This window comes from Lysinibacillus irui, from assembly GCF_028877475.1.
Lineage (GTDB): Bacteria > Bacillota > Bacilli > Bacillales_A > Planococcaceae > Lysinibacillus > Lysinibacillus irui.
In genome coordinates, this window is the sequence record NZ_CP113527.1 from 4,353,626 (window position 1) to 4,373,101 (window position 19,476).

Sequence of the window (19,476 nt, forward strand, 5' to 3'; positions counted from 1 at the left end):
CATGTAAATTTTCATTAACTTTCAGATAGCTTCTTTTGTTCGATTGCAGCAGTCGCTAATTTAATAATCGTCATATCATCCATTGGCGGATTATGAAGTCCTGCACGAACGTTGCGATAGTAGCGTTGTAATGGATTTGTCAGCTGTAAGCTTTTTGCTCCAACTACCCGCATTGCCTTATCCACTATTTCAATAGCCAGATTTGTAACTGTATGTTTAGCCACAGCCATTTCATTTGTGATAAGTCCGCGTCTAGCTGGATCATCGTAGGCTTCAGCCACCCCATACAGGACAAAGCGTGCTTGATGGAGCTTTAATTCAATATCTCCTAAAAGCTGTTGTACATTTGGTAACGTACTAATCGGAGCATTCAAGCTATTGGGCTGATGATGATTAGCAAAATGAATGGCATAATCACGGGCAGCTTGTGCAATACCTAAATAGGTAGCTGGAATATGGAGTATCCAGCCGTTTATCTTACCGCCACTAGGATGACTTGGTAACTCAACTAAATGCTCCTTTGCTACAACGACATCTTTTAACACAAGATCATGGCTACTTGTGCCTCGCATTGCAGACATTTCCCAATTTTCTTCAATGGATAACCCTTTCGAATCTTTATGAATGAGGAAAAACCCAATTTGCTGCTTTTCTTCAATCCAAGCTGAAGTTAGAAAATAATCGAGTACTGGAGATGCAGTCGTAAAGATCTTGCGTCCATTTAATAGCCAGCCATCTTTTGTAGAAACAGCGGTTGTTCCAGGTCGACCACCACGCGTTGGACTTCCCGTTGCTGCCTCACTAACAGCTCTATTAATGATGGCACCTCCCTTTATTTCTTCAGCAAACGCTGTTAATAAATTCTCAGTCCATAACTTCGTTTCATATATTTCACCGACAACGCCTAATGTCCACCCAAGGGATAGAGATGCGTTCTCGTCATAGCTTGCTAACGTTTCTTGCACAAGCACCATATCATAGACTGATAGACCTTCTCCGCCATATTGCTTCGGTAAAGTAAGCTGCGGGTAGCCCATTTGCAAAAGTAATCGATACGCCTCGAAAGGGAAACGAGATTGTTCATCCACCTCAACAGCCTTGGACTTGATCGGCTCTGCAATAGCTGCGAGTTGCCCTAACCAAAATCGTTGTCGCTCTGTTTTTACAAATAAATTTTTCAAGTAGATCTCCTTCTTCCCACAATATATCAATTACACCTCGGCATATTTGTATCTAGTTTTTTTTGGGCTTGCTCGAAAAGCTCCCCTTCAAAATCCGATACTTCCGAAGGGTTTATCTTGATTGAGCACCCAGTGAAATGAAAAATCATCTTCCTCTATAGAGGAGGAGTATTCCGTTCAATTAATATAAATCATATAAATTTACTAAGAATTATTAGTGAAAAAAAATCTCTACCTACTTATTGTAGGGAGATGCTATTAGGTACTGAATTTTCAGATTCGTTGACACTTATAATACTTTTCACATTTAAAAATGTCAATGGGTAATATACAAGTTTTTTTGTTAGTTTAATATGAATTAAAATGATTCAACTTTACCCTTTGATTTATGCACCAAGCTTTGTTTACAACATATGCTAAGACTAATGAAAGAGGTGTATACATGACGAACAACTTCACTTCGCCACAAAATGGTGGCACCTTATCCTATTTCGCTCCACAAGTAATTCAAACTAAGTTTGGTGATATTAATGGTGATGGCTTTTTTGAAACCATTTTTTTAATGGGCACTAAACAGCCTGATAGTCCCTTATGGAAAGATATAACACTCGCTATTTTTTATGGTCAAACAAGACAAATGGAACATATTCCACTGAAACAAAATATAGGCTATAACCCAACCCTTTTCTTAGGCGATTTTACTGGTAATCATATTGAGGATATTTTTGTAATCTCCGATACAGGAGGTAGTGGAGGTATAATTAATGGCGAGATATTTGCCTCGATCAACAACCAAATACTTTCTATTTTTGATGCAGAGTCTTTCAATAACAAACTAAAATATAGTGTCCGTTATGTTGATCACTACAAGGCTGATGTTCAAAGTTCGAATCCTGCTAAACGATACACCATCGATTTACAGTATAAGGGTACAGACTACTTAGCAGAAATCTATAATCCAGATGGCACTTTAAAGCAACCAATTGAAGGCTGGGTAGACCCTTTTAGTGGACTATATCCCGTTGATTATGATCGAGATGGGACATATGAAATTTTAGGATATCAAGAAATTGCCGGTAGATATCATGCTGACGGATTAGGTTATGTAGAAAATATTTTAAAATGGAATGGTCGTGAATTTATAATAGACCGACAAACAGTATCTATTTTTGGAGAGGATTTATCATAGAGACTATCTCTATTAAATAAGATAAAAAAGTAAATCTGCTCGTTTTAATGCAATAATCTAACAAAAACGAGCAGATATTGGTATTTATACTTGTTTTTCAACTAAAGCAAAATAGTTATTTTCAGGGTCTGCAAAATTAAAAACTCTACCCATTGGCATCATTACTAGATCCCCTACCTTAATGCCCTTTGCTTGAAAGTCTTGGTACATTTCTTCAATTTTATCGGCGTAAAACATAATGGAAGGTGTTCCTAAATTTAGTTCTGGCTGCATTTTAGCGATAATTTCTTTATTGTGCAATACAAAGGATGTTTGAGCTTCCTTCGTTGGGGCAATTTCTATCCAGCGCATCCCAGCTTCTTCCTGTTCAGCAACGACAACAAATCCTACTTTTTCAGTCCAAAACTTTACCGCTACATCTTGATCATTAACATAGAGCATTACCTGTCCAATTTGATGAATCATGATATTCCTCCCTCCTCTTTTGAGATTAGTATACATCAATCTTGACCTTTATATAGCTTCTAACAATATTTAATTTTGAGAAATTTCGAATAATTGATAGTCATATATATTACTCACAAATAATTAATCTAAAGTACTTAACTTTTCTTTTTTTTCTGATAGAATGAGAATTATTTACCTTCTAGGGAAAAGTATAGAACAAAAAAATTATGTGAGGATAATACAAGTGAAACAACTAAGTTTAAGAAAAAAGCTTATTTTCTCGTTTTTAGCAATGCTTCTCATCCCAACACTGTTAATTGGAATTGTTTCCTACCAAAGTGCTGAAAAGCAGATTTCAGAAGAACAACAAGCAAGTGCAACTGAAAGTGTACGTATTCTTAATACCAACATTACGAACATGATTAAACCAAAATTAGAGGATGTACAATATTTTTCAAAGAAATTTAATAAATCCTTCTTTCAAGATGAAAATGTTCCAAAACTTAAATCATTACTAAATGAATACGTTAATATGCACCCTGAAGTAGAATTGATTTATATTGGTACTTCTGATGGCAAACTATTGGACGAGCCTGCTCAAGACTATCCTGATGGCTTTGATCCACGTACACGGCCTTGGTATACACAGGCTTTAGATAGTAATGGCGGGGTTTCTATTACAGCTCCATATGTAACCCAATCTACAGGTGACATCGTTATTACAATCACTCAAGCATTACCAGATGGCTCTGGCGTATTAGGACTAGATTTAAATATTTCGACACTAAGTGACATAACGAATAATATTCGCATTGGAGAGACTGGCTTTGCTTCCCTTTTAGATAACAATAAAATTTATATTGCCCAGCCAGATAAAGAAAGTGGTACCGAGGCAGCAGAAAGCTATATTACAAAAATTTATGAACAAGAAAGCGGATCTATTGTTGAAAAGGACCGTCATATGCAGTTTATGACCAATGAACTAACTGGTTGGAAGGTAATTGGTACAATGTTTACTGCAGAGGCTGCAAAGGCTGCTACCTCCACATTGAAGATTAACTTAATCATTATTGTAGTTTCAATTTTAGTTGGCGTTTTGTTTATGCTCTTCATGATTAAATCGGTTGTCAACCCGATTAATAAACTTAAACAAAGTGCCTTAAAAATTAGTGATGGTGATTTAACAGAGTTTATTGACATTCATTCTAAAGATGAAATAGGACAACTCGGTGAAGCATTTGTCTCGATGAAAGTTAGCCTAAAAAAGCTAATTCGTAATGTTGACCAAAGCTCACAACAGGTTCAAAATTCTGCCCAAAGTCTTTCTGCAAATGCTGAGCAAAATATTGCAGCATCGGAACAGGTAACAGAAGCTATGCAACAGGTTGCTATGAGTACTGAGAAGCAAACAACCAGCATTGACCAAAACGCTATTTCAGTTGAGGAAATTGCTAAAGGGGTTGTCGAAGTTGCTGATAGCGCACTCCAAGTTTCAGACCTATCCAGTCAAGCCATTCAACTAGCTGAAGAAGGAGGCCAATCTGTCGAACAAACTGTACAACAAATGAATTATATTCATGAATCTGTTACACAATCGGATAGAATGATTAAAACTCTTTATGACCGCACTAAAGAAATCGGTTCAATTTTAGAAATGATCAGTGCTATTTCTGACCAAACCAATTTACTAGCTCTAAATGCTGCTATTGAAGCAGCACGAGCAGGAGAACACGGCAAAGGCTTTGCAGTCGTGGCAGATGAAGTTCGAAAATTAGCAGAGCAATCCCATCAATCAGCGGAACAAATTTCTGCGCTTATTACAGGTATTCAACAGGATACGGCTAAATCTGTTCAAACAATGATGAAAGCTTCCACAGATGTCCAAGAAGGTCTACAGTTATCCAAGGATACAAAAAAGAAATTTACAAGTATCATTGAAAGTCTTCGAGAGATGGCACCGAAAATGGAGGATATTTCTGCATCAGCACAGGAGATGTCTGCGGTGGTGGAAGAAGTGTCAGCAACAGCGATTGAACTGTCAGACCATGCAAAACTTAATGCTGCTGCCTCTGAAGAAGTGGCAGCATCAACGGAGCAAACATTATCTTCCATGCAGGAGATTGCTTCTTCAGCTAAAACGTTACTCGATATGGCTGATGAATTACAGGGCTATGTAAATCGTTTTAATTACTAATGAAACAGCACGATGATCGTTGGGTAAAACCCAGGATCATCGTGCTTTTAATTGCGCTATTTATTCATTTACCTCATGGCTAAATTGCCATTCAACGCCGAATTTATCAGTAAGCGAGCCGTAACATTTACTCCAAAAAGTTTCTTGTAACTCCATTGTCACTTTTCCACCATCTTTAAGCTTGTCAAACGCTTTTCGCATTTGTTCTTCATCATCGGAAACAATCGCTAGCGTGACATTATTCCCAACTGAGAACGGTGAGCCCGGAAATGTATCTGAGAACATAATTCTACTACCAAATACAGAAAGTCTTGTATGCATAACAAGATCCTTCGCTTCCTCTGGTAAGGGATAATCAGGATTTTGGGGTGAATCTCCAAACGTCATAATTTCAGCCTTGTCCGTATTAAAAACATCTTCATAAAACGTAACAGCTTCTCGACAATTCCCATTAAAAATTAAATATACCTCTACTGCCATTTCCAACACTCCCTTGTCATTTTTTGAAACAATTCTATTGTACATGGATTACAAATCAGAACACAAATTATAAATGAAAAATTCATTTACCCAAAAATTTTACTACATTTAATTTTAAATTTTTTATTTATTTTCACAAAAGCTTTGACATTTACTCAAAAATCATGTAAATTACCAAATGGCGAACAATTTAAATTAAATCTTTAAAAATATTCGTATTTTAGGAGTGTATATAATGGATAACGTATTTGACTATGAGGATATTCAACTAATTCCCGCAAAATGTATTGTAGAAAGTCGTTCAGAATGTGATACTTCTGTTACTTTAGGAGGACATACTTTTAAACTTCCTGTAGTACCTGCAAATATGCAAACAATTATCGACGAAAGTCTTGCTAAAAAGCTAGCTGAAAACGGTTACTTTTATATCATGCATCGCTTCCAACCAGAAAAACGTAAAAACTTCATTCAAGAAATGCAAGGTGATGGCTTAATCGCTTCCATAAGCGTTGGTGTAAAAGAAGAAGAGTATACTTTTATTGAAGAATTAGCAGCTGCCCAATTAGTACCTGATTTTATTACAATTGATATTGCACATGGTCATTCAAATGCTGTTATTCGTATGATTCAACATATTAAGAAACACCTACCAAGCAGCTTCGTCATTGCTGGTAACGTTGGAACACCTGAGGCAGTACGCGAACTCGAAAATGCTGGAGCAGACGCAACGAAAGTAGGAATTGGACCAGGGAAAGTTTGTATTACTAAAATCAAAACAGGCTTTGGTACAGGGGGCTGGCAATTAGCTGCATTACGTTGGTGTGCAAAGGCTGCTACTAAGCCAATTATTGCTGACGGTGGTATTCGTACACACGGAGATATCGCTAAATCTGTACGCTTCGGTGCTTCAATGGTGATGATTGGTTCACTATTTGCTGGTCATGAAGAATCACCAGGTGAAACAATCGAAATCGATGGTAAAACAGTGAAAGAATACTTTGGCTCTGCTTCTGAATTCCAAAAAGGCGAACGTAAAAATGTCGAAGGTAAGAAAATGTATGTTGAGCATAAAGGAAGCATCAAAGATACTTTAATTGAAATGCAACAAGACTTACAATCATCTATTTCCTATGCTGGTGGTACAAAACTAGAAGCTATTCGAAATGTTGATTATGTGATCGTGAAGAACTCTATCTTCAACGGTGATAAAGTATACTAATAAATCGTAACCCCAATTAAGAGCAAACATCTTAATTGGGGTTTTTTATGAACCTTACCTCTTTTATAATTCTTTATAAACTTACATTTATTATCAGAATTTTCTATTTAATTAGAAAACTTTGTATTATAATGTAACTATATAGAAGTTGGAACGGAGGTTTTGTCTTATGAAGACAGTACGTCATAAACTTGTTAGTCTTGCCATTATCGTTATTCTGATATCCACAGGACTAGTTGGAACGGTCAATTACATTGTCGTAAAAGGCGAACTAGATCAAGTAGGCCAGCAAAGTCTTAAGAATGGCACACTAGGTATACTTAATTTAATTGAGCAGCTAGATGCCCAAGTTCAGAATGGAAAGCTAACTCTTGAAGAAGCCCAAGAAAGTGCAAGAACACAGATTGTTGGTAAAAAAGTTGAAGATAATAAACGCTCTATTGATAATCCCGTCAAATATGGAGACAACTTCTACTTCTATGCCTTCCAGGATAATGGCCTGGTCGAAACACATCCATCTCTAGAAGGACAAGATATATCTGATTTACAAACAGAGGATGGTCGTTATTTTGTAAGAGAAATGATTGAAGCTGCAAAAGCTGGTGGAGGGTATGTACGTTATGATTGGGCAATCCCTTCCAATCCTGAAGTTGTTGCGCCCAAAATTACTTATGTAGAAATGGATAAGCATTGGGGCTGGATTATCGCGGCTGGTACATACGAAATGGATTTTAATGCTGGTATTAACAAGGTTTTATATTACACGCTCGGTTTGACAGTACTTGCAACTGCAATCGGTGTAGCTCTTTTCTGGTTCTTCTCTGGTCAAATGACCACTTATATACGCAAAATTATGATCATCACATCGGATATTTCGAAAGGTAAGCTAACTGGGGATGACTTACCTGTAACTACAAAAGATGAATTAGGTATACTGGCTAATAATGTGAATAATATGAAACAAAGCTTACACGAAATGGTCAATAACACCAAGGATAGTGCATCGCACATAAGAGTTTCTTCAGAAATGCTTAGTGCCATTACAGAGGAAACTACCGCTTCAGCAGATGAAATCCATCAAGCAATCAATGCTATTTCTAAGGGAGCTATTGTGCAAGCTGAAGAAGCAGAAATGGCTATCAGTAAAGTTGAAACACTATCATCACTCATTTCAAATGCTACAGAGAAATACAGTGAGATTACTGAAAATATGGGTATAATTAATCAATCTCAAGATAACGGTAGGCAAAAGGTTGATGTCTTACTGCAAAATTCAAGTGAATTCACACAGGTAATTGAGGAGTTAAGGGCAAATTTTTCAAGTTTGACAAGTCAAATGAAAGAGATTCATCAAGTGGTACAAACTATAACATCTATTTCGGAGCAAACAAATTTATTGGCACTAAATGCTAGTATTGAGGCTGCACGTGCAGGTGAACATGGTAAAGGCTTTGCCGTAGTAGCTGAAGAAGTACGAAATTTATCTGAGGATACCAACGAAGCTACTAATCGTGTTAGAAATTTATTGCAACGTATTGAAGTTGATACCGCTAATTCAGATGCAAAGATGATACACACGCTGCAACTTTCACAAAGTCAGGCGATGTCAATTAGTGAAGTAAAAGGGGCCTTTACTTTCCTCGCAGACTCCATCCGCGACATTTCGGAGCACCTTGTCTCACTCGATAAGGGGATGAACGAAATGTCTGATAATCGGATTATTGTGATGAAAGCTATTAATGAAATAGCCAGTGTAGCTACTCAATCTGCAGCAGCTACTGAGCAAATTAATGCTTCTATTGACGAACAAAAGTCAGCAGTAACCTCTATCATGAACTCCTCTATGGAACTTCATACAGAGGCCGAGCGTATGCATGACTTAGTAGAACGCTTTACATGAATTTATATAAAAAGAATGCTACGCATAGTCCGTAGCATTCTTTTTATTATTATAGTTTGTTAATAACCGCGTGGATTGTTTCCTTAAGTTCTGCATCATGATCAGCAAGATCTACAAGGTTACCTAGACGCTCACGTAATACAGGACGCTCAATTACTAACTTTTCATCAAGTACTTGTACTAGTAGTTCAATAATTAGACGGTCACGAACATTTAACGCTTCTTCTAAACGTTCTGGTGTAATTTTCGCATCAGTTTTTGCAGCTTTTGCCATTTTAAAAACCCCTTTTAAATTTTATATTCATGCACATCTATTTTAGCATACCACTAAATTATTTTGAAAACTTTCTTTCATGAAAATATACCAAAACTTTACAAAACCAAAAGGAAACATTAACGATAAATTGTTATATTCATATCATAATGTATCTAAGCTTAGCCATATAATGACGTGTTGCTCCCTCATTATTTAGAAACGTTTAATAAGGAATTCGATTGGAGGAATTACATGAATCAAAAAAACTCAACTTACTTACAGCTCATTAAAGCTGTGCCTAAATCTCTCCAGCTATTTCTCAATGTCTGCCTTGTATTACTAGCTCTCATACTTTCATTTTTACTTTTTAAGGAGCTAATTGAATTTCTAAAAATTTTATTATTTGCCAAGGAAGGCGGCGATTATAAACAATTCCTTGCCAATATTCTTATTTTCTTTTTATATTTTGAGTTCATCACAATGATTATTAAATATTTTAAAGAGGATTATCATTTCCCGCTTCGCTATTTTATATATATAGGTATCACAGCGATGATTCGTTTAATTATTGTAGAGCACGATCATCCTTTGAACACGTTAATTTATTCTTTAATTATTCTAATATTAATAATAAGTTACTTTATTATTAATATCACACCACTTGAAAGACCCTCGAGATCATCTCTTTTTATAGAAAAAGAACATTAATAAACCGTGAGAGTCTTTTAAAATGCCGATAAACATGTTGGCTTTTCAATGACGAAGAAAAATTGCTGCAATACCTGTAAATAGTGCTCATCGCTAACCGTTATTTGACTAAGCATAAAGAGCTCTTGGACTGTTACGACACCCATTATCAATGAAGAAAGCTCTGCTACATCAATGCTTACTTCAACATCATAGCTACCACTTTCTAAAATGTTAATGGTACCATTAACGGCTTCAATAATGAGCTGTTGGCTATTCTCAACGAGTAAAGAATCCATAACGATCAATTTAATTGTCAGGGTGACACCGTTAAAATTACGCGTCTTAAGCTCATCAAAAAAACCCTTCACATTAATAATACGATACATTAGTCCAACTCCTGACATGGCACTTGCATGATAGACACTTGGAATTAATTGATTTGTACCATTCCTAACATCCCCTAGAAAGAAATGAACATTTTCTTCTTGGGTATTCCATTCAATCCTATTTACCTGGTCTGCCTGGCTGTTTAAGAATGTACTAAGCTCTAATAAAGCTTGTGGAGTCTCATAGATGAACTCTTTAATAACCAAATTGTTCAGCATAAAATTATCGTCACTTTGCTTTTTAAACGAAAAGACTAAATAGCCCTGTACAGTACCTTGCTGTTCCATCGCAATCACATAATTTTCAATGTTTTTAAAAATAAAGGATACCTCAGATGTTGTTTTAAGAAACATCCCATGCTTTTTAGCTGCAACTCTGTTATAGCAATCTATTAGCTGTTGCTGACCTTCAATGGTTAAATATTTTAGGTGCTTTTTCGTAGGCCCCTTAGGAAAGCTTAATGGCTCTACTAAGTATTGATAGATTTTTGGTCCATACCCAAAGCCCATTTTCTTATAAAAATCCGGTCTAAATGGATACAGTGCCACGAAGTGAATATTCTTCTCTAGAAAAATACTAAAAAAATGCTCGATTAATTCCTTTGCAACCTTCTCTTTTTTATATAATAAATCCACTGCAACTAATCCTACCCCACCGACTGGTAGCATGTTAGAGAATAGGTTCATTTGAAAGTCATGTAGTCGCATACCACCTATGAGTTTGTCATTTTCCCATAGTCCATAATAATGAAGAGACTCGTCATTGCTCTGATTGTACATAAATAGATTCTTTAGCTGCTCTTTTGTCGGTTGTGCCCCATCCATTCTTCCCGGATAGGCTCCTACAACGATATTTACAAAGGATACAAAGTCTTGTTCCTTTACTATTTCCTCTATCACTCTCACCATTTCCCCTCCATTTTTAAAGAATTGCATGTTGTTCTTGATTTTTTCATATTAATTTTTAGATGCCATAATAACATATATTACCACAATAAATCATGAGCATTGAAAATGATTAAAGGAGGAATTTGAATGACTTTAATTGATTCTTATCTTCACGAAGTGTCTAAAAAGCTACATAAGAATACGCGGCGTGAAGAAATATTGCTTGATCTAAAGGCTACTATAGAGAATATGTTGCCTGAGCAATATTCAGAATCTGATGTGAAAACCGTACTCCAAAAACTCGGTAACCCTGTAAAAATTGCTGCAAGCTATCAGGATACACCCCGTTTTTTAATTGGCCCAGATATTTTTGACCAATACATCGGAACGATCAAACTAGTCATACCTTGGGCAATGTTCATGACGATCATTATTCAAGTAATTAAAAAAATAGTGCTGTTTGCAGGGGAAGAGGCACTTCTCACAACAATTATTTCAACATTTTCCATGATCATTGTTGCCATGATTTCTGTATTTTTTCACGTATTGTTTTGGATCACGGTTGTCTTTATCATCGTTGAGCGATCTGGTTCTAATAAAATTCAACTGCCTTTTTTGAACGCGAAACAATGGTCCCCTGATGATTTAGTAAAAATAAAAAATATTCCTAAAGACAAAGTCATCACTTTAAGCGATACAATTTTTAGTCTTTCAGGGATCTTTATTTTTGCTTTTGTTTATTGGAATGCCTATCGTCTTTTAGGTATTTATACAACAAACGACAACGGTAGCTTGAAATTCGTTATGCCGATCTTTAATCAAAATATTTTACAAACGTTTGCCCCTATAGTCTTCCTATGTATTATTCTTAGTGTCGTTTTAACGTTCGTCAAATGGCGCTCAGGTCAATGGACAATGCCAATCGCTATAACTAATGCACTGCTTCAAGGTGGAGGAACCGTTGTATTTATTGCCCTGGCAATGCATCAAGATTTTATTCATAGTGCCTCCATCCCCTATATAGCCACTATCACAGATACAGCTTCAGCTAAGGTAACATTTTTTATAGATAAGATTTTACTCCTCGGTATGATTACTGCTGTATTAGTAAATGCATTTGATATATATCAAGGATTTAGAAAAGCTAAAATGTAAACTCTCTTTCATTCAATTTCTAGCAAACTATACATTCAGATCGCCAAAATACCTTTATTCTCTGATGTTTTGTATAATGATAAAGTTGAAAGTATTTTATATACATGAATAATAATCTGCACAATTCAATCAGAGTAAGGAGAAGTAACTATGACCATTCTTCTAGTAGATGACAATCAAGTCAATTTATTTGTCATTGAAAAAATACTAAAAAATGCAGGTTATGATAACTGTGTTTCTCTTTCATCTGCTTATGAGCTATTTGATTATTTACAATTAGATGCACCAAATCCAACAGGAAATTCAGTAGATTTAATATTGTTAGATATTATGATGCCAGAAGTAGATGGTATTGAGGCCTGCAAACGTATTAAACAAAATGAAAGTTTGAAAGATATTCAAATTATATTTGTCACAGCGCTCGAAGATAAAAACAAGCTAGCAGAAGCATTAGATATCGGTGGTGTAGATTATATTACAAAACCAATTAATAAAACGGAGCTGCTTGCAAGAATTCGAGTTGCATTACGTTTAAAATCGGAATTAGATTGGCACACTCAGCATGAAAAGAAAATACAATATGAACTCGATTTAGCCACTCATGTACAACGAAGCCTACTAAGCCCACCATTAAACGAGAAGGATATCCGTATTGAAGTTTCTTATTTACCATCCTCAAATTTAGCGGGTGATATGTATTATTGGTATAAAATAGATGATCATCGCTATGCCATTATACTTTTGGATATGATGGGTCATGGAATATCTGCAGCACTTGTTTGTATGTTTATCTCCTCTGTTTTAAGAGAGGCTGTTAAACAATTAAACGAGCCTGAACTTGTCATTAAAGAACTGAATCGTTATATGACCCTGTTGCAAGATGGAAAAGACAATAATCTTTATTATTTTACAGCCATATATTTAGTAATTGATACAGAGCAAAAAACAGTCGAATATATAAATGCTGGTCATCCTCCTGGATACGCACTAATAGACGAAAAAACATGTATTCCATTAAATCAAGGAAGCTGTGCGGTTGGCTTTTTCGATGAAATTAAAGTTAAAAAGCAATGTATTCAATATGAACAGGATATTCAAATTGTGCTATTTACAGATGGCGTATTAGAAGCAATGGGACCCTGTGAAATTGAATCAGAAAAGCATTTGCAAACGCTAACATCCTCCAAGTGGGATTATTCACAATGCCTGATTGACAATTTATTACCGAAGGATAAACAAGAAAATCAACCTGATGATATGTGTGTATTAATGATTCAAGCAACTAGCACTTCTATATAAATAACAAAGAGAGGCTATCCAATGTTAGGATAGCCTCTTACTCGTTAATATATTTTTTGATAAATTCTTTCATTGCTAGCAATTTCACTATATTTTGAAATAACCTCATCAAAGCGCAATGTTTCTTTATCCCCTAAGCATAGAAAACCTTGCTCACTTAGACTTTCATAAAACAACTGATGTACTTGACTCTGTAGCTTAGGTGAAAAATAAATAAGGACATTTCGACATAAGACTACATGAAACTCATTGAATGATTGATCTGTTACTAAATTATGTTGAGCAAAAATAATATTTTTCAATAATGTTGGGTGGAAGTAGGCATATTGATAATCTGTATTATAGTACTCCGAAAAAGCGTGGACACCCCCAGCAAGCATATAGTTTTTCGTATAAGCCTGCATTTTATGAATAGGAAAAGCGCCTTTCTTTGCTTTTTCTAATACTTGCTCATTCATGTCTGTTGCGTAAATTACTGCCCTATCGATTAGCCCCTCTTCTTGAAGCAAGATAGCCATAGAGTATACTTCCTCACCTGTCGCACAACCAGCATGCCAAATCCTTATTTCTGGGTACTCTCGTAAAGTGGGGATCACTTTTTCACGAAAGGCTTTAAAAAAACTAGGGTTACGAAACATTTCGGTTACATTTATCGAAAAGTCATTCAAAATTTGCTCTAAAAATTCCTTATCATGAATGACCTTTTCTTGTATACGTGAAATCGTTGGAATGTTATTTATTCTCATCCTATTGAAAATTCTACGCGAAATCGATGAGCGATTATATTGACGAAAATCATACCCAGATAAACGATAAATAGCCTCTAGTAACAAATCAATTTCTAAATTTGTTTGCTTATTTAATTGTATATTTTGCTCCAAAGGCTGAAATTGTTCCATGTTCATTAACTCCCTTTAGAAACCAACCATACTCTTAAAACCGATATTAATTGATCTAAATTTAATGGCTTACTAATATAATCTGATGCACCAGCCTGTAACGATTTATCGCGATCATTTTTCATAGCTTTTGCTGTCAGCGCAATAATCGGTAAATCTGTGCGTTTCATTTGTTGACGAATAATAGTCATCGCTTCATAGCCATCCATATTAGGCATCATAATATCCATCAGAATAAGATCGATCTCAGCATTAGCTTGCATGACCTCTAAACATTCAAGTCCGTCTTTGGCCACTAAAATGTTCATACCTCTTTTTTCTAGAGCAGTTTTTAACGCATAAATATTACGGTTATCATCATCTACTATTAAAATATTTTTCCCTTGGAAGACCTCTACTTCTTGTTGAAGAGCTTCCTCCATTTCTTGTGGTTGTTCTTCTATTTGTTCTTCTATTTGTTCCTCTTCTACCGTCGTAGCGGCAACTTCGTTCATAGCAAGCTTTTGGCAATGTTCCTCTTCAATTCCATTTGGTAAACTTGGAATCGTTAACGTAAAGCTACTTCCTTGTCCCTCTGCACTTTGCAGCGTAATCCAGCCACCAAGCAGCTTAGCAAATTCCTTACAAATTGAAAGACCGAGCCCAGTTCCACCATATTTCCGAACTGTAGCACCATCTGCTTGCTGGAATGATTCAAAAATTAGCTGATGCTTGTCTTTTGGAATACCTATCCCTGTATCAGATACGGTAATTTCCAGCCAATCTGTGCTTATGTCTTGCATATTATTTGTTAATTGTTGTGGTGTTAGCTGGTTAATGGCTAATGATACAGATCCTTGTTCCGTAAATTTAAACGCATTTGATAATAAATTTTTTATGATTTGATGGAATCTCTTTTCATCCGTATAGAATACATCTACAACATGATCTGCCTTTGAAATATCGAATGCTAAATTTTTCTTCATTGCAACAGGTGCAAAGGTATGTTCAATTTGCACTGGTACTTCACTCATATTCACTTCATTAAAAATGATATCAAGCTTCCCAGCCTCTACTTTTGATAAATCTAAAATATCATTGATTAAAGCAAGTAAATCTTCTCCAGAAGAATGAATCACTTTAGCAAACTCTGTTTCCTCGTCTGTTAAGTTTTGTTGACTATTTTCTGCTAGCATCTCCGATAAAATTAATATGCTATTTAAAGGTGTTCTTAATTCATGTGACATATTTGCTAAGAACTCGGATTTATAATTAGAATTAAGTATTAGTTGTTCTGCACTTTCTTCTAATTCCTTCTTCGCCCTCTCCAACTCTTTAGATTTAGATTCAGCCTCTTTCGTGCGCTCTTCTAGTTGCTCATTAATCATTGTCAGCTCTTCTGTTTGCATTTGTAACTCTTCAGATTGTGTCTGAAGCTCTTCTGACTGAACCTGTAATTCTTCTGTCATTGCTCTGGATTCATTTAATAGACGAACAATTTCCATACGCCCTAACACACTATTCACTGTTAAGCCAAATGTTTCAGTAACTTGCTGCACTAATTCTTGCTGCAACTCACTAAATTTAGTCATTGTTGCGATTTCTACCACTGCTATAACTTCATTCTCAAAAATTATAGGGATCAATAAAATATTTTGTGGCCTTACTTCACCTAAACCCGTTCTAATTAAGCGATAGTCTTGCGGAATATTATCATAAAATAATATCCTTTTTTCTAATGCGCATTGACCGATTAATCCTTGTCCCATTTTAAAGCTTTCAATACCGACACGGTCATCTCCATCAGCAAAAGCAGCCTTTTTCACAAAATGTACTTGTTCCTCTGTTACTTCTCTGACATAGAATGCACCAAGGGAGGCTTGTGTTTTCTGTGCTACTTCTGATAGGAAGATCTCAGCTAATTTTGTAATTGCTGAAACACCTTGATATTTTGTCACGATTTCTGCAATATTACTTTGTAACCATTCTCTCTTTTCTACTGACTCTAACAGTATATTTGTTGCTTCAGCAAGATCATTTATTTCATCATTAGAGCTCACATGGATTCTTCTCGTGAAATCACCTTTCGTAGCAGCCATTTCTTTAATGGTTTGTGTAACTTCCGTTATCGTTCTCACGATTGAACGTGAAATTCCACTAGCTATCACAATGGCAATGACAGAAACTAAAATTAAGATCCCAAATAAGCCACTTGTTAATTTACTATTCTGTTTGTCTAATTGACTTGCCTTTGCTTGTGTATAAGCATTTTCAGTTGAGCGGAAGGAATCAAATAATTTGCGCATTTTCTCCATATCTTGGCGCCCACTATCTACTTTAAAAAATTCATTCAACGCTTCTATATTATTATCCTTTTTCAATTGGATTGTTGGCTTACCTGAAGTATTTATCCAATGTTCAATCGTTTCCTCTATCTCTTTTAACTTTTCCTGTTGAGAAGGTTTTTCCTTCATTTGCTGATAGAGATTATTAAAATCTAACTTCCAATTTTCAGCCGCATTATCATAGGGCTCTAGATAACTTGGTTCACCTGTAATGATGAAACCTCGCTGACTCGATTCCATATCTAATACATACTTTTCAATCTCATTGGTTAAAGTTTGAACATTGGAATCGTATTTAATAATAAAATTCCGTTCTTTTTGTAAAGAAGTAATTTGATTATTTAATATGACAACGGCAGCAAGTAAGCAAAGAATGATTACGATATAACCTAATGTAATCTTGGAGCGTATACCCAATTTCAATTTATTTAACATTTGGTTTTCCTACCTTTACCTTTCTTTCACTTTATTATTATTACTAGTATACATGCAAAAATAACTAATTATCTCTTCTTTTAACATTCACAATAAAGAAACTTTGCCAATTTAATATTAATAAGTCTAGAATTTTTTCATATACATCATATAGTGAACGAATTCTAATTAAGGAGAGAATACATGTGGATATCATCGTAAGGCCAGGAGATTCACTTTGGCATTTTAGTGAAGTGTTTAACATACCACTTCAACTAATTCTAGATTCCAATAAAAATATTAATCCCCAATTTTTAAGAGTTGGACAACGCATTCGTATTCCTGGTTTTATAAACATTAGCTATCAAATCAAACAAGGGGACTCTTTTTGGCAGATTGCACAGAGTCGAAACCTGCCCCTCATCGCCATATTACTCGTTAATCCTGGTCTCAACCCCAATCACTTACAAATAGGTCAGATCATTCACATACCTCAACGCATTACATGGCGCTTAGTTGAAGGTAAACAAAATTACACGTACACTCATATGATGAATGATATAAAAAAGCTGCTCAACGTATATCCTTTTCTCCAAAGTACAAGCATTGGGAGCTCCGTTTTAGGGAAAGAACTCCCTGAGCTTTTAATTGGCAATGGAGCTAAACGTATTCATTATAACGGCTCGTTTCATGCGAATGAATGGATTACTACACCTATTATTCTAACATTTTTAAATGACTATTTGCTCGCCCTCACTAATCAAAGTAGTATTCGTGGCATTTCTCCATTTTCTTTATATCAACAAACATCCCTTTCTATAGTACCCATGGTGAACCCTGATGGAGTCGATTTAGTATTACAAGGCCCACCAAGTGATGAAGCATTAAAAAATCAATTGATTACATGGAATAATGGGAGCTCCGATTTTTCTGGTTGGAAAGCAAATATCCATGGGATCGATTTAAATGATCAATTTCCTGCAAAATGGGAGCTAGAAAGTGCCCGCAATCCCAAATCACCTGGCCCTAGAGATTATAGTGGGGAAAGGCCTTTATCTGAACCCGAAGCCATTGCAATGGCCAACATGACCAAGCAACGTGATTTTTTAAGAGTTCTAGCATTTCATACACAAGGTCGCGTTATTTATTGGGGCTTTGAAAATCTTGAGCCCCCAGAATCCGAAGTCCTTGTGAATGAATTTAGTAGAGTTAGTGGCTATGAGCCCATTCAATCTGCAGGTAGCTATGCAGGCTATAAAGACTGGTTTATTCAAGATTGGCGTAGACCGGGCTTTACCGTTGAGCTGGGAAGTGGTACAAATCCTCTCCCCCTCAGCCAGTTTGATGACATTTATGACGAAGCTTTAGGGATTTTCCTCGCTGCATTGTATATGTAAAAAGATTGTGCGAACTCCACTCACCATGAAAGAATCCTTTTAGGATTTTCAGTGAGTGGAGTCTTTTTGTGTGGTATTGTCTCGGCATACTAGCACTATAAAAAAGAAAACAAATTACTTTGACAGGTAGAGTAATGTTTGCTAATATTACTCTAACAGATAGAGCAATAAATAAAGTAGGTGACTTATGGTTCGCAGTGATATTATCCGAGGACATTTGGATTCGATTATTTTACGGCTAATTTCAGAAAAGGATCGTTATGGCTACGAAATTTCTCAGGAAATAAGTCTCCGTACAAACAATCGGTTTCAAATCAAGGAAGCAACTTTGTATGCAGTTTTTCAACGACTTGAGAAAAAGGAAATTATTGAAGCCTATTATGGAGATGTTTCACATGGAGGCAAAAGAAAGTATTACCGTATTACTCCATTAGGTAGAGCCTATTTAAATGAGTTAGTGAAAGAATGGTCGGAAGTAAAAGAAATAATCGATTTATTTATGGAGGGCTTAGAATGAAAAGAATAAAAAACCATATTGATGAGCTTTTTAAAGATATTCCTCGTAACAACGAGACTGAAATGGTCAAACAAGAGATTATTGAAAATCTTGAAGAAAAGGTATTTTATTTGATGGATCAAGGAAAAGAACAAGAAGATGCTATTAATAAAGCAATTGTAGAATTTGGAGATATTGAAGACTTAAAAAAAGAATTGGGTGTTAAAGAGCCTGCAAAGAAAAACATGGCAAAATTAAATTTAGAGTTTTCAATTTGGGGAAGTAGCTTAATTATTGCCTTTTTTATTTTCATTAATCTTTATTACACGCCGCATACAATTTGGGCAATCTATCCGATCTTCGCTATTCTATGGTGGCCTTTATCTATGTACTTTGTGTGGACGCGTAAGAGATGGGGTGAATAATCATGAGGAACTTTATTAACTTTTCTATAGCTGGGAGCTTGATGACAATGATTTTCTTAGGGATTGTCAATTACACGACATCGCCCCAAACAATATGGTTTATCTACCCTTGCATACTGCTTCTACTATGGCCTATTACATTATTTTTTATGTCAAAAAAAATGTATAAACAATACTCTCTCGTTTGTAGTGCTATAATTATCTCGTTTCTTATTATCGAAAATTATCTATACGCTC

At 35.6% G+C, this 19,476-nt stretch carries 17 protein-coding genes; 10 read left to right on the top strand and 7 right to left on the bottom strand.

Features of this window, described 5'->3' with window-relative positions:
- Positions 1-14: 14 nt before the first annotated feature.
- Complete coding sequence (locus tag OU989_RS21980; protein WP_274795018.1) at positions 15-1,181, bottom strand: acyl-CoA dehydrogenase family protein; 1,167 nt, start codon at positions 1,179-1,181, stop codon at positions 15-17.
- Positions 1,182-1,623: 442 nt separating this feature from the next.
- Between OU989_RS21980 and OU989_RS21985 the strand changes: the two genes are divergently transcribed.
- Positions 1,624-2,370: a YybI family spore inner coat protein gene (locus tag OU989_RS21985; protein ID WP_274795019.1), complete on the top strand. Its 747-nt coding sequence runs from the start codon at positions 1,624-1,626 to the stop codon at positions 2,368-2,370.
- 84 nt (positions 2,371-2,454) lie between these two features.
- Here OU989_RS21985 and OU989_RS21990 read toward each other — a convergent pair whose 3' ends face one another.
- A complete protein-coding gene (locus OU989_RS21990) occupies positions 2,455-2,835 on the bottom strand; it encodes a VOC family protein (protein ID WP_274795020.1) in 381 nt (126 codons plus the stop codon).
- A 226-nt stretch (positions 2,836-3,061) separates the two neighbouring features.
- Between OU989_RS21990 and OU989_RS21995 the strand changes: the two genes are divergently transcribed.
- Entirely contained in the window at positions 3,062-5,011 is a 1,950-nt protein-coding gene (locus OU989_RS21995; protein WP_274795021.1) for a methyl-accepting chemotaxis protein, read from the top strand.
- Positions 5,012-5,071: 60 nt separating this feature from the next.
- Here OU989_RS21995 and OU989_RS22000 read toward each other — a convergent pair whose 3' ends face one another.
- A complete protein-coding gene (locus OU989_RS22000; RefSeq protein WP_274795022.1) occupies positions 5,072-5,491 on the bottom strand; it encodes a VOC family protein in 420 nt (139 codons plus the stop codon).
- Between the two features lie 235 nt (positions 5,492-5,726).
- Here OU989_RS22000 and guaC point away from each other — a divergent pair, with 235 nt between their 5' ends.
- Both guaC and OU989_RS22010 read left to right on the top strand, forming a co-directional pair.
- Positions 5,727-6,710 (top strand): GMP reductase, encoded by a 984-nt coding sequence (gene guaC, locus OU989_RS22005; RefSeq protein WP_274795023.1) that lies wholly within the window; start codon positions 5,727-5,729, stop codon positions 6,708-6,710.
- Between the two features lie 169 nt (positions 6,711-6,879).
- A complete protein-coding gene (locus tag OU989_RS22010; RefSeq protein WP_274795024.1) occupies positions 6,880-8,610 on the top strand; it encodes a methyl-accepting chemotaxis protein in 1,731 nt (576 codons plus the stop codon).
- 49 nt (positions 8,611-8,659) lie between these two features.
- On the opposite strand, the gene OU989_RS22015 is transcribed toward OU989_RS22010, so the two are convergent.
- Positions 8,660-8,884 carry a hypothetical protein gene (locus OU989_RS22015; protein ID WP_004233486.1) on the bottom strand — a complete coding sequence of 75 codons (225 nt, stop codon included), beginning with the start codon at positions 8,882-8,884 and terminating at the stop codon, positions 8,660-8,662.
- A 234-nt stretch (positions 8,885-9,118) separates the two neighbouring features.
- Here OU989_RS22015 and psiE point away from each other — a divergent pair, with 234 nt between their 5' ends.
- Positions 9,119-9,574 (top strand): phosphate-starvation-inducible protein PsiE, encoded by a 456-nt coding sequence (psiE, locus tag OU989_RS22020; protein ID WP_274795025.1) that lies wholly within the window; start codon positions 9,119-9,121, stop codon positions 9,572-9,574.
- A gap of 17 nt (positions 9,575-9,591) precedes the next feature.
- On the opposite strand, the gene OU989_RS22025 is transcribed toward psiE, so the two are convergent.
- Positions 9,592-10,851 carry a GNAT family N-acetyltransferase gene (locus OU989_RS22025; protein ID WP_274795026.1) on the bottom strand — a complete coding sequence of 420 codons (1,260 nt, stop codon included), beginning with the start codon at positions 10,849-10,851 and terminating at the stop codon, positions 9,592-9,594.
- A 126-nt stretch (positions 10,852-10,977) separates the two neighbouring features.
- Between OU989_RS22025 and OU989_RS22030 the strand changes: the two genes are divergently transcribed.
- Positions 10,978-11,985 carry an HAAS signaling domain-containing protein gene (locus tag OU989_RS22030; RefSeq protein WP_274795027.1) on the top strand — a complete coding sequence of 336 codons (1,008 nt, stop codon included), beginning with the start codon at positions 10,978-10,980 and terminating at the stop codon, positions 11,983-11,985.
- A gap of 150 nt (positions 11,986-12,135) precedes the next feature.
- Complete coding sequence (locus tag OU989_RS22035; protein WP_274795028.1) at positions 12,136-13,284, top strand: fused response regulator/phosphatase; 1,149 nt, start codon at positions 12,136-12,138, stop codon at positions 13,282-13,284.
- Between the two features lie 44 nt (positions 13,285-13,328).
- Here OU989_RS22035 and OU989_RS22040 read toward each other — a convergent pair whose 3' ends face one another.
- Together OU989_RS22040 and OU989_RS22045 are read right to left on the bottom strand one after the other, a co-directional pair.
- A complete protein-coding gene (locus OU989_RS22040) occupies positions 13,329-14,183 on the bottom strand; it encodes a CheR family methyltransferase (protein WP_274795029.1) in 855 nt (284 codons plus the stop codon).
- Positions 14,184-14,188: 5 nt separating this feature from the next.
- Positions 14,189-16,942 carry an ATP-binding protein gene (locus tag OU989_RS22045; RefSeq protein ID WP_274795030.1) on the bottom strand — a complete coding sequence of 918 codons (2,754 nt, stop codon included), beginning with the start codon at positions 16,940-16,942 and terminating at the stop codon, positions 14,189-14,191.
- A 185-nt stretch (positions 16,943-17,127) separates the two neighbouring features.
- Here OU989_RS22045 and OU989_RS22050 point away from each other — a divergent pair, with 185 nt between their 5' ends.
- From OU989_RS22050 to OU989_RS22060, 3 genes are all read left to right on the top strand, one after another.
- The gene (locus OU989_RS22050) at positions 17,128-18,318 is read left to right on the top strand and encodes a M14 family metallopeptidase (protein WP_274795031.1); all 1,191 of its coding nucleotides are present in this window, start codon (positions 17,128-17,130) and stop codon (positions 18,316-18,318) included.
- Between the two features lie 187 nt (positions 18,319-18,505).
- Entirely contained in the window at positions 18,506-18,835 is a 330-nt protein-coding gene (locus OU989_RS22055; protein WP_274795032.1) for a PadR family transcriptional regulator, read from the top strand.
- Positions 18,832-19,239, top strand: coding sequence for a permease prefix domain 1-containing protein (locus OU989_RS22060; RefSeq protein WP_274795033.1), 408 nt, complete (start codon positions 18,832-18,834; stop codon positions 19,237-19,239). The genes OU989_RS22055 and OU989_RS22060 overlap by 4 nt, the downstream gene beginning before the upstream one ends.
- Positions 19,240-19,476 lie beyond the last annotated feature (237 nt).